This is a genomic window from Collinsella sp. SGI.184 (assembly GCF_050313415.1).
Classification (GTDB): Bacteria; Actinomycetota; Coriobacteriia; order Coriobacteriales; family Coriobacteriaceae; genus Collinsella.
Genome location: NZ_JBNPLJ010000006.1, coordinates 67,839 through 83,280, shown reverse-complemented (window position 1 = coordinate 83,280; position 15,442 = coordinate 67,839). Strand labels below are relative to the sequence as shown.

General features: G+C 62.1%; 11 protein-coding genes. 2 read left to right on the top strand and 9 right to left on the bottom strand.

The features are described 5' to 3' along the window. Positions 1-318 precede the first annotated feature (318 nt). Positions 319-1,656: a hypothetical protein gene (locus tag ACQRAJ_RS03475; RefSeq protein WP_427747733.1), complete on the bottom strand. Its 1,338-nt coding sequence runs from the start codon at positions 1,654-1,656 to the stop codon at positions 319-321. Between the two features lie 218 nt (positions 1,657-1,874). Here ACQRAJ_RS03475 and ACQRAJ_RS03470 point away from each other — a divergent pair, with 218 nt between their 5' ends. Beyond that, entirely contained in the window at positions 1,875-3,056 is a 1,182-nt protein-coding gene (locus ACQRAJ_RS03470; protein ID WP_427747732.1) for a cation diffusion facilitator family transporter, read from the top strand. A 110-nt stretch (positions 3,057-3,166) separates the two neighbouring features. On the opposite strand, the gene ACQRAJ_RS03465 is transcribed toward ACQRAJ_RS03470, so the two are convergent. After that, positions 3,167-4,147, bottom strand: a complete 981-nt coding sequence (locus ACQRAJ_RS03465) for a hypothetical protein (protein WP_427747731.1) — start codon at positions 4,145-4,147, stop codon at positions 3,167-3,169. A 138-nt stretch (positions 4,148-4,285) separates the two neighbouring features. Between ACQRAJ_RS03465 and ACQRAJ_RS03460 the strand changes: the two genes are divergently transcribed. Next, positions 4,286-4,522 (top strand): hypothetical protein, encoded by a 237-nt coding sequence (locus ACQRAJ_RS03460; protein ID WP_035137347.1) that lies wholly within the window; start codon positions 4,286-4,288, stop codon positions 4,520-4,522. Positions 4,523-5,016: 494 nt separating this feature from the next. Here ACQRAJ_RS03460 and ACQRAJ_RS03455 read toward each other — a convergent pair whose 3' ends face one another. The 7 genes from ACQRAJ_RS03455 to ACQRAJ_RS03425 form a co-directional block, all read right to left on the bottom strand. After that, positions 5,017-6,684 (bottom strand): formate--tetrahydrofolate ligase, encoded by a 1,668-nt coding sequence (locus ACQRAJ_RS03455; RefSeq protein WP_427717820.1) that lies wholly within the window; start codon positions 6,682-6,684, stop codon positions 5,017-5,019. Between the two features lie 146 nt (positions 6,685-6,830). Further along, positions 6,831-7,898, bottom strand: coding sequence for a Holliday junction branch migration DNA helicase RuvB (gene ruvB / locus ACQRAJ_RS03450; protein ID WP_196032309.1), 1,068 nt, complete (start codon positions 7,896-7,898; stop codon positions 6,831-6,833). Next, positions 7,898-8,518: a Holliday junction branch migration protein RuvA gene (ruvA, locus tag ACQRAJ_RS03445; protein WP_427747730.1), complete on the bottom strand. Its 621-nt coding sequence runs from the start codon at positions 8,516-8,518 to the stop codon at positions 7,898-7,900. The genes ruvB and ruvA overlap by 1 nt, the downstream gene beginning before the upstream one ends. Beyond that, positions 8,518-9,039 (bottom strand): crossover junction endodeoxyribonuclease RuvC, encoded by a 522-nt coding sequence (gene ruvC, locus ACQRAJ_RS03440; protein WP_035137351.1) that lies wholly within the window; start codon positions 9,037-9,039, stop codon positions 8,518-8,520. The genes ruvA and ruvC overlap by 1 nt, the downstream gene beginning before the upstream one ends. A gap of 294 nt (positions 9,040-9,333) precedes the next feature. Continuing rightward, positions 9,334-11,319: a hypothetical protein gene (locus ACQRAJ_RS03435; protein ID WP_427747729.1), complete on the bottom strand. Its 1,986-nt coding sequence runs from the start codon at positions 11,317-11,319 to the stop codon at positions 9,334-9,336. Positions 11,320-11,436: 117 nt separating this feature from the next. After that, positions 11,437-11,799: a desulfoferrodoxin family protein gene (locus ACQRAJ_RS03430; protein ID WP_427747728.1), complete on the bottom strand. Its 363-nt coding sequence runs from the start codon at positions 11,797-11,799 to the stop codon at positions 11,437-11,439. Between the two features lie 165 nt (positions 11,800-11,964). Further along, positions 11,965-15,438, bottom strand: a complete 3,474-nt coding sequence (locus ACQRAJ_RS03425; RefSeq protein ID WP_427747727.1) for an SNF2-related protein — start codon at positions 15,436-15,438, stop codon at positions 11,965-11,967. Between the last annotated feature and the right edge of the window lie 4 nt (positions 15,439-15,442).

Sequence of the window (15,442 nt, the reverse complement as noted above, 5' to 3'; positions counted from 1 at the left end):
ACCAGTTACATCGACACTGCGAGTCAAAATACGGCTTTGCCAAAAATGCCTTCCTTGGAAGGCGTCCCGTAGGGGACAATTTGACTTGCCAGAGGGGTTCCATTCGGGACCCCTCTTTTTTGATGCTACTACCACATACGGACATTTTTTAATAGCCATCGGCAAACGTAATGTTGCTCAACGTTCGTGCTATGAGCGTGAGCGTTTAATGGAGTGCCTGCGGGTCCTGCCGCCGCACAAAAACGGGGCGGCCCGCACCCCTGCGAGCCGCCCCGTAGCCCTAATCTTCAAGTTACAGCAACAACCGGTACTACTCCCCTACTTCCCAAATAGCGCACCCAGCAGGCCGCGGCGTTTGGGCTTTTCCTCTCGGTAGGAGCCCTCGGCCACCGCTGCCACCTGGCGCGGTTGCTCGCCGCCTCCGCGGCGCACGATCTGGTATAGGAACGGCGATTTAACGTATTTGACCTCGATGGGCGTGGCGTGCACGGTGCTTTCGCTCGACAGCATCACGTTGGGATTGAGCGGTGCCACCACATGTGTCTCGCGCTTGTCGCTAAACACTACCGCGGCCGCACGACCCGTCTGGCCGTTTACGGCAATGCGCACCTGCTCGCCTTCACGGCTGTCCGACGCCGGACGATCGACAAAGTAGACCGGCACCATCACCAGACCATCCTTGTGCTTGCGGGCCTTGCGCGCCCACGTGCGGATACTCTTTTTATTGAGCCCTAGCACCGCCTCGGCATCGTTGCCGGCAATGTCGAGCGCCAGCTTATCAATGACCACCTGGTCCTTGGTAGACGCATCGACGGAGACAACGCGGAAGTCGCCTTCCTGCATGGCAGGATCGAACGGCCCCACCTTGCCAAAGTCCCACGGCTCCAAAATGCCCATAAGACGAACGTCCAGGTAGTTTGCCCGCGGATATGCCCAGTCGAGCACCTCGTAGTACACCAAGGTCTCCTTGCTCAGCCCCTTGCCCGGGAAGGACGCCATCATGCGCAAATCCGCAAGCGCCATGGGAAAGTAGAAGAGCATCATGTCGTTTTGGATCGCGTCTTCTACATCGTGACCGGCAAAGGCTTCCGCATACTGGTGCACCAGCTGCAGTGCGTTAGCACGTGCCTGCTGCGGCGAGATTTCACAGGGAATACCCTGCTCGGGTACATACTCCGCACCAACGCCCATGGTCAGGCGCTTGCTAAAAGCACCGGGCTTGAGCAGGTCTGCAACGCCGATCTTATTGCCGCAGGACGGGCATTCAAACACGCGCTGAGTGGACTCGCCTTCGAAGGATGCGCCACAGAAGGGGCACGGGATGCTCACATGCGTGGCTTCCTGGAACTCCTGCGCCGTGCCGCGGTCCTCCCACAGTAGATGCTCCAGAACCGACTGGTTGCGCCAGTGCGCATGAAAGAAATACCAGTCGGGGTCCACCGGGCGCTCGAGCTGCGACACATGGGTGAGCTTAAGCAGCCCATCGACAACCGTCAGCGGCGCATGGCGAATGCCCAGGGCGCTCTTGGGCTCCCCCGCATCGGCCTGCCACGGAACGACCGTGCCGCAATAGGCGCACTCAAAGCTGCGTTGAGCCTGGTGTGAGTACATGGGGCCGCCGCAGTTTTGGCATTTAATGGCAAACATCTCGTCCATGGATACGTCCTCCTTTACGCAGGGGCTGTCGACATTAAGTATGTCGAGCAGGCAGGCACATGCCCATACCCATGTGGCCCAAAATGGAGCACCCGGTCGGACAAGAAGCCCCGCTCGTTAGCTCCAGCAGACCATTGCTGCATTTTCTGAGCATCGGCGCACGGCGCGCCCATGCGAGCTACACTATCCCCTTAAACGAGGATGCGAGGAGGTACGCCATGCTATTTGTAAATCGGCTGGTACATACACTTGTTCCTGGCAGCGAGGGCGAGCCGGTCGATGCATCTTGTCGCACCAACGCGGGCTTTGCCGCAAGCCTCATCTGCATTGGCCTCAACATAACCCTGTGCCTGGCCAAGGGCATCGCGGGTCTGCTCGCCGGCTCTGTCTCGCTTGTCGCCGATGCCTTTAACAACCTCTCCGATGCCTCGAGCAACATTGTGAGCTTGCTCGGGTTCCGCCTTGCCAGCCGCCCGGCAGACGAAGGCCACCCCTATGGCCACGGCCGTTACGAATACCTCGCCGGCTTGTTTGTCGCCGTCCTCGTTTGTGCCGTCGGCATCAACCTGGTGCTCGAATCGATCTCCAAGATCATCAAGCCCTCCCCCACCGCCTACACGCTGGTCTCCCTAGCCGCCCTCGTCTTATCCATGCTCGTCAAATTATGGATGGCCGCATTCAACCGCGCGCTGGGCGACCGCATCGACTCGGAGACGCTCATCGCCACGGCGCAGGACTCCAAAAACGACGTCATCACCTCGGGCTCGGTCTTGGCGGCGGCGCTTATTTCGCAGACGACCGGCTTTGACCTCGATGGCTGGGCAGGCCTGGGTGTGGGCATCTTCATCTGCATCAGCGGCATGGGCCTGGTGCGCGACGCCATCAGCCCGCTGTTGGGACAAGCGCCCGACCCCAAGCTCGTCCAGGAAATCCGCGATAGGATCATGTCGTACCCCCAGGTCTTGAGCACACACGACCTCATGGTGCACGACTACGGCCCCGGCCGTCAGTTTGCCAGCGCACACGTGGAAATGCCCGGCGAGGGCGATGCCTTTGAGCACCACGAGATCCTGGACACCATCGAACACGATATTAAACGCCAGATGGGCATCGACATCACGCTGCACTGCGACCCCATCGCCACCACCGGCGACGATCTGCGCGGCTGGGTCAAGCGTGGCGTCATACAGATCGATCCCGCGCTCTCCATCCATGACCTGCACGAGCACGATGGCTTTGTGTCATTTGACCTGGTGCGTCCCGACGGCTTTCGCATCTCCGACGACGAGCTGTTGGAGCGCGTAACGCATATCGTGCACGAGCGCAGGCCCGATGCATCATGCGTTGTCACGTTTGACTCGGGCTTTAGCTCGCCCGACCGTCCGGCCGAGCAGCTGTAATCGACAGCAAAACGGGACGCAGGACCGCCGATCAACGCGCCCATGCGCCCGGTCACGCGATCCTACGTCCCGTTTTTGTTTGCACCGCTAAGGCTCTAGCCGCTCGACCGCTAGTTTCCCTGCGCGCCCGAAATGCCATTTTGTAGGGCATCCCAGGCGTTCGTTGCCATATCGCCCAGGTTCTGTGCAGTATCGCCGAGATTCTGAGCCGTGTCACCCAGCTCTTGGGCCTTATCCCCAAGCTCCTGCGCCTTGTTGCTCAGGTCCTCCAGCGTGTTGGAGCTCGAGCTGTCCGTGGCGCCCTGGCCGCCGGACGCGTTGCCCGACGAGCTGTCCTTGCGCGTGAGCTGAATCTCGAGGTTACTGTTGTCGTTATAGTAGGCAGACGTCACGACCCAATTGGCATCGACAACAGGTGTTGAGCCATCATCGGTCAGGATCACGGCGTTCGAAAGGTCGGCCCCGCGCGACTTGAGGAGCTTCTTGGCGTTTGACCAGTACTGACCCGGGATATCGCTCAGGTCGACGGTGCCGGACTGGGCAGTCTCGGTCTGCTCGGCCGTGGTATCAGTCGTGGCGCCCCGCTTGTTGAGCATGCCCGACACAATGGCGAACACAACCGACAAGGCAAAGAAGATCGCCAGCACGATGAGGATCTTCTTAATCACGCTCGACGAACGCGAAGGCTTCTTCTCCTCGTCCTCGCCATACTGGGGGATGGACTTGGGATACTCACGATACGGCTCGCACGCGTATCGGTCGTGCGACTCGTAGCGCGGCTGTGCCGTGCGCGGCATATACGTCGTCTGCTGGAGCTGCGGAATGGGATTTTGCGGCAGGTTGTTATAGGCATCTGCCGCCGCATTGCCATACGGGTCCGGCGTCGCGTTGCCATACGAGTCCTGCGGTGCATAATCAAACGGATCCCGTGGTGCATCGCCATAGCCCATAACTTGTGTGGGATCGGCAGACATCTGTGTCGCATCGGGGACAGCATTGCCGGGATTCGGCACGATACGGGTCGTGTCGGCGCTACCGCCGGCCTGTGCGGAGCCATATCCGCTCATCACAGTCGTCTTGTCCTGGTCCATGCAACGTTTCCTTTCCGTCGCCTGTAAGCATCAAGTTATCCATGCATTCTACCCGCGCAAAAGCCTATGATGGACAAAGCCCGCCGGTATCTACAAGACATGCGCGGCCGACGGTCACAAGCGAATCGAGGATATGTCATGGCAAAAAGCAAGCTCATCAAGGACACGACGCGTGCCGAGCGTGAGGAGATCATTAAACTGGCGCTCGCTGGCTGCGGCAACGGCAGCTGCGACAACTGCGGCAGCTGCAGCTTGGGAGCAGGCGATCCGTACGGTACCTACCAGCCCTACATTGACGGCGAGATGGAAATCGCCGACATCAACATGATGGTCGCCGAGCGCAACGCCAAACTTTTCGGCCTCCAGCGCGGCTAACGACCTCTTCTTGGGCTGTGCACCACAAAATGCGCCCATCTACTACGTTTAACCCAAGGGTGCCAACCACAGCCAAATTTGCGTTAACAAAACCGCAGGTAAACGTCTTGCCGCATTGTTAAAAAACGCTCCATGGTCGGTCCAACCCTGGCAAACGTAGTAGATGGGCGCTTATCGTGGCGCGGCTGGCCCAGACAGCTTGTCTCGGAGCCAATTTGCATCAAAAGGTCCCCGGCGGCGCTGCGTTTTGCGCCACCGGGGACTGTTAAGTTCACTCCCTGTTGCTTTGCCCTACTCGTTGGGCACATGCGTGGCGCAAGGATACTCAGGCGTCACATCCTGGCCGTTGGAATAGCTCGAATTTTGTAGTACGCCGACCTCGTCACCTGTTCCGAACGATACGGAGGAACGTAGCTATCGGTATAGGTACGCACAAAGCCCCGCCGGGCCTTGGTAGGCACGGCGGGGCGGGCAGGCGGCTATGAGCAGCAGGCTTAGAACAGGCCGGTGATGTTGCCGTCGTTGTCGACGTCGATGTTCTCGGCCGCGGGAACCTTGGGTAGACCCGGCATGGTCAGAACGCTGCCGGTCAGCGCGACCACAAAGTGGGCACCGGCGGAAACCTTGAGCTCGCGCACGGTGATGCGGAAGTTCTCGGGCGCGCCCAGAGCCTTGGCGTTATCGCTAAAGCTGTACTGGGTCTTGGCGACGCACACCGGCAGGTTACCAAAGCCGTTCTCGCGCAGCTCGGCGAGCTGGCGCTTGGCAGCCGGCGTAAAGTCGACGCCATCGGCGCGGTAGACCTTGGTGGCAACGGCCTCCAGGGCATCGGCCACATCGGCACCGTCCTCGTAGGCAAACTTGAGCTCGCTCGGCTGCTCAATCAGGCGCATGACCTCATCGGCCAGGTCGAGCGCACCCTCGCCGCCCTTGGCCCAAACCTCGGACAGCTTAACGTTGACGCCGAGCTTCTGGCACTCGGACTCGATGAGCGCAAGTTCGGCCTCGGTGTCCGTCGGGAAGCGGTTGATGGCGACCACGCAGGGAAGACCATAGACGTTCTGGATGTTGTCGACGTGGCGCAGCAGGTTGGGCATGCCGGCCTTAAGGGCCTCGAGGTTCTCGTCGTTGAGGTCGGCCTTGGCGACACCGCCGTTGTACTTAAGCGCGCGGGCGGTGGCGACGACCACGACAGCACTGGGGCGAACGCCCGTCATGCGGCACTTGATGTCCAGGAACTTCTCGGCACCAAGGTCGGCGCCAAAGCCGGCCTCGGTAATCGCGACGTCACCAAAACGCATGGCCATGCGGGTGGCCATGATGGAGTTGCAGCCGTGAGCGATATTGGCGAAGGGACCGCCGTGGACAAACGCGGGCGTGCCCTCGAGCGTCTGCACCAGGTTGGGCTTGAGCGCGTCCTTAAGCAGCGCAGCCATGGCGCCCTGAGCTTTGAGGTCGCGGGCGCGGACGGGCTCGCCGGCATAGCTGTAGCCGACGACGATCTCGCCCAAGCGCTCTTTGAGGTCGTTGATGCTCGTGGACAGGCACAGAATCGCCATGACCTCGGAGGCAACGGTGATATCGAAGCCGTCCTCGCGCGGCACGCCCTGGGCCTTGCCGCCAATGCCATCGATAACATGGCGCAGTTGACGGTCGTTCATGTCGACGACGCGCTTCCAGGTGATACGCTTAACATCGATGCCGAGCTGGTTGCCCTGCTGAATATGGTTGTCGAGCATGGCGGCCAGCAGGTTGTTGGCGGCACCGATAGCGTGGAAGTCTCCGGTAAAGTGCAGGTTAATATCCTCCATGGGGATGACCTGGGCCCAGCCGCCGCCGGCGGCACCGCCCTTGACGCCAAAGACGGGACCGAGCGAAGGTTCGCGCAGGGCAACGGCGCTCTTGACGCCGCGACGACGCAGACCGTCGGCCAGACCGATGGTCGTGGTGGTCTTGCCCTCGCCTGCGGGCGTGGGATTGATAGCGGTCACGAGGACAAGCTTGGCCTGGTGATCGGTCGGCTCGTTGAGCAGTGAATAGTCGACCTTAGCCTTGTCGAAGCCGTACGGAATCAGGTGCTTAACGTCGACGCCGGCGTTCTTGGCCACCTCGGTAATGGGCAGCGGCGTGACGGAACGTGCGATTTCGATATCAGTAGGCATGGGCGGTCCTTTCGTTACCGAATGAGAAAAAGACCAATTCAGCATAGCACGGGCGCGCAATAGTAAAACGCCCATAACCGATGAACGGCGATATGTTTATCCAATGCCCAGCGATAACCTACAGATGCGCTAAAACAAGCCCATTCCTACAGGGTCGGCTCGATACCCAAATGCTCGAATGTGCGCAGGGTTGCCTGGCGACCCTGCGGTGTGCGAATCATCAACCCGCACTGCAACAGGTAGGGTTCGTAGACATCTTCGAGCGTACCCGGATCCTCGCCCACCGCACTAGCAAGCGTGGTCAAGCCAACGGCACGGCCGGAGAACGTCTTGGCGAGCGTCTCCAAGATGCGAATGTCCATCCAGTCCAAGCCGAGCTCGTCAATCTCAAAGAACTCGAGCGCCTGACGGCAGATATCAAGCTCAATAGGACCGTTGCCGCGCACCTGGGCGTAATCGCGCACGCGCTTGAGCAAGCGGTTGGCAAGACGTGGCGTGCCACGCGAGCGCGAGCCGATCTCGAGCGCGCTCGGATGGTCTATTGTCACGCCCAAAATGGTTGCCGAGCGCGTCACAATCTGGGCAAGCTCCTCGACCGTGTAGTAGTCCAGGCGATACGAAATACCAAAGCGGTCGCGCAGCGGGCCGGTCAGCATACCCGAGCGGGTCGTTGCCGCCACCAGCGTAAACTTGGGGATATCCAGGCGAATCGAGCGCGCCGCCGGACCTTTGCCAATCACGATATCGAGCGCAAAGTCCTCCATCGCGGGATACAGGACTTCCTCGACCGAACGGTTGAGGCGGTGGATCTCGTCGATAAACAGCACGTCACCCGGCTGTAAGTTGGTAAGGATGGCCGCCAGGTCGCCGGTGCGCGCGATGGCCGGGCCACTCGTCGTCTTAATCTGAGCGCCCAGCTCGTTGGCGATAACGGTAGCCAGCGTGGTCTTGCCCAGACCCGGAGGGCCCGAGAAGATCACGTGGTCGAGCGTCTCGCCACGGCTCTGCGCCGCCTCGATCAGCACGCGAAGGCTCTGCTTGATATGCTCCTGACCGCAGTAGTCGTCCAGACGCTGGGGGCGCAGGGTACGGTCGACATCGAGGTCCTCGGGCGTCAGCTCCGAGCCCACCATGCGCTCGCCATGCGCCATGGATGCCGCCGGCGAGCTGCCGGGCGTCGCCCACAGGTCCTGAGAGTCATCGGCTTCCCACATCACGCATCCATTCCGAGTCGCTTAAGCGCCGCGCCGAGCAGATCCTCGACACGCATATCCTGCCCATCATACCCGCTCAGAGCAACATCGGCCTCCTGCGGGCTAAAGCCCATGGAAAGGAGTGCCGCGCGGGCATCATCGATGGCCGAGGGAGCGGCAGTGGGCACGGGCATCGCAACCTGTCCGGGAATCACGTCGACCGGCACAAAGCCCTTATCCTTGGCAAAGGTACTCTTGAGCTCCAGGATGAGGCGCTGAGCTGTCTTTTTACCCACACCGGGTACCTTGGCCATGCCCTTGTCGTCCTCGGCCATCACCAGCGAATACAGCTGCCCCACGGTATAGGTGGAAAGCACGGCGAGCGCCAAGCGCGGGCCAACGCCCGAGACGGACACGAGCCGGTCGAACATCGTGCGCTCGTCCTTGGAGGCAAATCCAAAGAGCGTCATGGCGTCCTCGCGCACCTGCATACGCGTGTAGAGGCGAACCTCGCCGCCGGGCGTCGGCAACGTGGCCGCAGTGCTGCCCGAGATGCCGAGCTCAAAGCCCACGCCCGACACATCGACGACAGCAGAGCTCATCGTGGCCTCGACAAGCGTTCCGTGGAGCTGGGAGATCATCAGTATCCGGTTCCTCTCTGTTGATAGAACTCGCCGCCGGTAAGCGCTCGGGTGCGGCTGAGGTTAACGTGGCAGATGGCGCAGGCCAGGGCATCGGCGGCATGGTCGGGGTGCGGGTCGTGATCGAGCTGCGTAAGCGTACGCACCATGTAGGCGACCTGTCGCTTATCTGCGGCGCCGGTGCCCACAACAGCCTGCTTAATCTGCATGGGCGTGTATTCGCCAATCTCGAGCGCGCACTCCGAAAGCGCCACAAGCGCAGCGCCGCGGGCATGCGCCGTGGGGATGGCCGAACGAACGTTAGCGCCAAAGTAGATGCTCTCGATAGCAGCGGTATCGGGACGATAGCGTTCGACAACGCCCTTGAGGTCGCGGGCGATATGCGACAGGCGCACCGCGAGCGGACTTCCAGCACTGGTCTCGATGCAGCCATAGGCACGACAGCGAACCTCGCCACGTCGCTCCTCGATAATCCCCCACCCCGTATGGGCCAAACCAGGGTCGATACCCAAGATAACCAAGCCAACCTCCCCTCGTCACAAGCGCAGCGCAAGGCAAGGCCCCACGCACTATTCACGAACGTCTGTTCTAGAATAACACAACAGCGACCGTATCTGGCAAGCAAGGTCGAACCATAGGTTGAGCATAAGTCAGCGAGCGAGTCCCTGCCGTGGCAAGGTGTCGCGAAAGAGGAGCGCCGCGTACTTCTGTACGCAAGCGACGGTTTGAGCGGCAGATGGCCCGGCAGGGGCTCGCGTAGCGTCGACTCGTTACGCGGTTTGGCAAAACCGCGTAACCTTTGCCCCATCCCCAGTTTAGTTCTGCGAGAAAAAAGGAAACTGACGGGGATCCACCGGCGGATGTGGCATCGGCGTACCCTGGGGCCCGCCCTGCGGTCCGCCCTGGCCGCCCATCATCCTTTCGATGGCGTCCTGGACCTCGCCCTCGAACTTTTTCATTCCCTCGTGCAAACGACGCTGACCGTCCTCAGAGCGCAGCTCCTCCATCTGCTCGGGCGAAATACCCAACAGCTCACCCAACAGACCCATCATCTCACCGCGCATGCGATCGCCCGTATCGCTATCGGCAAAGCGGCGCACTTCGGCGCGCGCCAGTGAATCAACCGTCATGCGCTCCTTGCCGTTGAGCCCCAAATCGGACCACGCAAGCATGTACGGCCAAGCGCGCTCGGCAAACGAACGGGCCGAAACGATCGGCGCCGTCGGCAACATGCGACGGGCAGCCTCACCCTGTCGAACGAGCATCAGCAGCAGCGAGCAGGCCTCAGGCTTGCCAGCGGCCATCGGGATGTCGTCGAAAGATCGATTGCGGTCCACGTGCGCCTCGAGCGCGCCATCGACCTCACCCGGCTCAAGCCCGCCGAGCAGCTGTGCCGCGCGGTCGAGCATATCGACCGGACCGTCGAGCGTCGAGAGCGCCTGCGCCAGCACTCGCTCCATACAATCTTCCACCGCGTTGAGCGTCACGAGCTCTTGGGGCACCACGGCAGACGTGCGGTTGCGCACGCGCGCCACAAACTCAAGCGTCGACAGGTACACATCGCCAAAGGGCGCAAAGTCGCCCTGGTAGCCGCCGGACAGTGCGGGCGCCGCCAGCGCGTACTCGGTCTTGGAGAGCGGGCTCAACGCCATGGCGCCCAGCTCGAGCGCCGTATCCTCGAGCATCAGGCCCAGTGCACGCGAGCGCAGACGCTCGGCATCGCCCGCCGACACGTCGCGATCGAGCACACGCGCCGCATCCGGTGCATCGCGCTCGACGGTGCGAATGTGCAGGCGCTCGGCAATCGCGCGGACGGCGGCACAGCGGGCAGCCTCGGCCTCTTCCTGAGCCGGCGTAAAGATACGGTTGCGCCCCAGCACAAGGCCAATCACATTACGCGGGCCCAGAGCGTCAACGGCAAGTGCCGCCAGCAGGGACGACGGCAAGTCACCCTCGAGTGCCACCACAGCACGCGACACGCCGCGAGCGCGGGCGTTGTCGCGCACGGCGAGCACCAGCGCCTGCCACAGCCACTCCTCGGAACGGAACTCGGGCAGTTCGTGATCTTCCAGGGCATCGAGCATCACGCCGCGCTGAATCTCCTGAACCAGCAGGCTCTCCTCAAAACACGGCGCCTGGGCCACCACGCGACCGCAGTCGTCGAGCACAAACGAACCGCCGGTATATACCGACTCGTCGTACGCACCGACCGGCGCCATGCAGGCAAACCACACGCTGCGCTTAGATGCGATCTTGCGGTAGGCACCGCTGCGAACGGCGGCGATGGCGGCAGTCTCGCGGTCGGTCATGTCAAACGCGTTGAATTGGAAATACGCAATGAGGTCAACACCGGTCGGCAACATCTCGAGTTCGCGGTCCAAGTCAAAAATCACGGCGATGCGCACGCCGTCCACGTCGAACACCGGCGGCGCCCAACGCGTGTCGTTGTTCTCGCCACGCTGCAGGGCAATGCTCGATCGCGCCGGCACCACATGACCGTCCTTGAGCATCATGTAGTCGAGCAGCGGCTGGCCCTCAAACGAAACGGCCGCGGGCACGATGCAGATCATATCGAGCTCTTGGATACGCTCGGCAACACCGGTCAGGCCTGTCAGCATGTCGTGCTCAAAGTCGGCAGTACCCACCAGGCCGCCGGGCAGAGCACCCATAAAGAGCGGAGCCGGGACGCACAGCACGCGCGCCCCGCGCTCGTGGGCCAGACAAGCCTGGTCCTCGATGCGACCGCAAATGCCCTCAATATCACCCAGGCGCATATCGATCTGTGCAAGTGCGAGCTTCATGGCCCAGCCCTTTCCGTCGTAAACCATCGAAACCGTAGTAAAAGCGCCGGCCGCATAATGCAGCCGGCGCTTGCATGTGCATATGCTAGCTATGATACCCCGAGCGGGGGCGCGCTCCTAGAACGTCGCGGACCACAGCCCATGCAGGTTGCAGTAGGCATAGACGGTACCGGTCTTGGAGCCGCCAGCGAAAAACGTCGCGGGCTTCATGCCGGGCTCAAGGTAATGGACCTCCAGGCGGCCCTCGGCCTCAAGCGCGATCCACTCGATGTAGTGCTCGGGCAGCATGGGGTGCTCCGTCGAGCCCACGCGCGCACGAATGACGTGGCCGTCGCGCTCGGTCTCGACAACAGGCACGTGCTTCTCGTGCGCCGCATCCTCGGTGTTTGCCGTCAGCTCCGTGCAGCCGGCAGGGGTCGCAACGTCGTCGCCAAGAGCGGCAACGAGCTTGCCGTCGGAGTCTTTAAAGAATTTCGCCATGATGTTCTCCTTTGCTGATGTGCCGATGTTCTCGATAGTTCTTATGCCCAAAGAGCGCCGAACCATCCATGGCATTGCAAATGAACACATAACGGGTTGGATAAACGGTCGGGCCAGGACGAACCGGCGACCTGGCCCAGCCCGGCGGCCCCATCCCGCGCGCAGCTAGCGACCGTCGCCACCGAGCAGCGCCAGAACATCCTCGCGGGTAAACAGCGCCGACGAGATGCCGTCACCGCCGAGCACACTGTTGACCAGGTCGCGCTTGGACTCCTGCATCTGCATGATGCGTTCCTCGATCGTGTCCTTGGCGATGAGCTTGTACACGGTCACGGTGTGCTGCTGGCCAATGCGGTGGGCGCGGTCGGTCGCCTGGTCCTGCGCCGCCACGTTCCACCACGGGTCGTAGTGGATGACCACGTCGGCAGCCGTCAAATTAAGGCCCACGCCGCCCGCCTTGAGCGAAATCAAGAACACCGGCACCTCGCCCGCTTGGAACTGCGCAACCATCTTGGCGCGGCTCTCTTTAGACGATGCGCCCGTAAGCTTAAGGAAGGCGATATCCTCCTTGGCCAGGCGCTTGCCGATGATATCGAGCATGCCCGTAAACTGGCTGAACAGCAAGATGCGATGACCGCCGTCGAGCGCGCCGTGGACGAGCTCCATACACGTATCGAGCTTGGCGCTTCCCGCCTTGTAGTCCGCGTAATGCAGATGAGGATCACAGCAGATCTGGCGCAGCTTGGTGAGCTCGGCAAGTACCTTGAGCTTATCTTTTTTGAACTCCCCGGCCTCGCGGTGCTGCACTTGCTGGGCAATGCGGTCCTGGTTGGCCAGGTAGAGCTTGCGCTGCTCGCCGGTGAGCTGCGCCATCACCGTATCCTCGATCTTCTCGGGCAGGTCGGCCACCACGTCTTCCTTGACGCGGCGCAGCACAAACGGCGACACGAGCGCCTGCAGGCGAGCGGCGCTGTCACCCTCGGCGTGCTCGACCGGGCTTTCGAAGCGCTTGGCAAACGACTCGCGCGTGCCGAGCAGGCCCGGCATCAAAAAGTCGAAGATGCTCCAGAGCTCGGACAAGCGGTTCTCGATGGGCGTACCCGTCAGGGCAAAGCGCACACCGGCCGGCAGACGCTTGGCGGCACGTGCCACCTGCGTGAGTGGGTTTTTAATGTACTGGGCTTCATCCAGCACCACGCGGGCAAAGTCCTGCTCGACGTACTCGTCGATATCGCGGCGCATGAGGTCATACGACGTCACGACCACGTTGTGCTCGGCCACGCCGGCTATCTGCACGCGACGCTGGGCCTTAGCGCCCACAATGGCGCACACATCAATCGAGGGGGCAAAGCGCTCCAGCTCGGCAGTCCAGTTGTACACGAGCGATGCGGGACATACCACGAGTGTGGGCTTAGCGTCCCCCGCCTCCACGCGCGCCAGGATATGCGCGATCATCTGGAGCGTTTTGCCCAGGCCCATGTCGTCGGCCAAGATGCCGCCAAGGCCCAGATGCTCGAGCGAACCGAGCCACTGGTAGCCGTCGACCTGGTAGCCACGCAGCGTGGCCTTGAGCGAGGCCGGCACCGTAAAGTCCATCTTGCCGAGCGTGTCCAGGCGCTCGACGGTGCGACGGAATGCAGCGTCGCGATCGGCTTCGAGCGCGGGCGTGCGCGCAAGCATGCTGTCGACGAACAGGGTACTCGACGCGGGAAGCGACACGCCGTCGAGCAGGTCGACAGCATCGACCCCCAGATCCTCGGCAAGGCCAAACGCGGCGCGCGCTCCCTCGTCCAGGCGAATGATGTCGCCCGACGTGAGACGAGCAAACGTCTGGTGACGCTTGTAGGAATCGAGGTAGATGGCAAGGTCTGCCGCCGAAAGGCCGCTCGCGCCCAGTTCGACGTCGAGCAGGTTACTCTTGACGGTGGCGCGCACCGAAAGCTTGGGCGCAGGGCGGACCGAGATCTGGCGCAGACGGTCGCTGAGCATGACCTCGCCCAGCTCGGACAGGGCAGACAGGCCCTCAGTCAGCAAGTGGAACAGGCTCTCGTCATCGCGTTCCTCAAACGCCAGGCCACCCTCGTAAAAGTCGAAATACAGAGCCGCCGTATCCATAACGCGAAACTCTGCCACCTCGTCGCGCGGCGGCACGCCCGGGCGCTGCTCTTCGAAGGGGCTGCCCGGAGCGCCCATGCTAAAGAGATCTGCCGACCAGTCGCCGTAGGTAACCGTAATTTTGCAGGTCACGAGCCCATCGTCGACACCGATCGCCATGGCAAAGCTTGGCTCGGGCGCCACGGTATCGAGCACAGCGGGCGCGGTAAGGTCGGTGTAGTCGCGCAAGATAGGCAGCGCCATGCGGCAAAACTCACCCACCTGGTCGGCGGCGATATGGACCGGTGTGCGGCAGGGCAACAAGTGCGATAGGAACGGCGCGGCATGTTGGGCAAACGCCGTGTCGGTACGGCGCGCGCGGCGCGTATCGACCAGATAGGCGACGTCGCCCGAGGCAAAGCAGTACGTATCGGCCGGAAGGCGCAAGTCGTAGCTGCCCCCGGCTGCCGGCACAATCTTGGCAGCAATCAGCGGCGGGCGCTTAGCCGGAACTTCGCCCTCCCCTTCCGGCAACGGCTCAACTGTCACCTCGTAGGCGCGGTGCGTCGTCGTCCCCCGCGACCAAGCAGGTTCAAAGGACATGGTCCTGCCACGCAGCAGGTCCAACACGGACACGATGGAATACTCGGATACCGGCAGCTGACGCTCGGCGACAAAACCGCTGCGGGCAAAGTCGTACGATGCCGAGCGCGAGCTCGTAATATCGCCTAGGTAGGCGACCGTCATTGCAACAAAATCGAGCAGCTTTGCCGACACGTCATCGAAAGCCTCGGACACATGGGCAAACGTAAGCTTCTTGCCATAGGAGAACGTACCGCCGCGCGCATAGGCATCGGCCATGCCGTCGATATCCTTAACCACGTAGGACACCGAACCGCAGCGGATGCGAAACTCGAGCGCCCAGCTAAAGCGATCGGCAAACAGCGGATTGTAGTACGGCACCAGCGAGGGCTCCAGCACTGCTTTGGGCGCATCGGGATCAATGGTGCCAGCGAGCTTGCGGCGCATGGCCACGAGTTTATCCATGCGCGCGTCCGAAAGATCGGAAAGCGCTGCCACAAGGCTCGGGCTCGTGGGCACGGGCGCCGGGAAGGGAAAGTTGGGGTTGACCGGAGATGCGCTGGGCGCGGGGCGTGTGGGCTGCTTGGACTGTGCGGGCGGCACCGTAAACGTGCGGACCGGCGTGCGCAAACCCTCGACGGGCTCGGCGCCGCTGGCATCCAGATACGCCAACGCCGTGGCGATGGCGTGCTTGCACATGCCGGAATAGCGGAAGGCGGCGGGGCAATCGCAGTCGTAGTCGACAACCTCGTGCTCGTCCATATCGAGCGCCACGTGCGTCTTATACAGGTCGCCGCGCGATCCACGCACCGTGCCCTCGATATTCACGTTTTTGGAGAAGCGCGAGCCGGAGTCCTCAAACGACAGCACGGCGCCGTTGAGCATGAGCGAACGCCCCTTCATAAAGGTACTGCTGAGCGCCGCCTCCTTACGAAGCGCCTGCACAAACGTCCCCTGCGCCATCGCT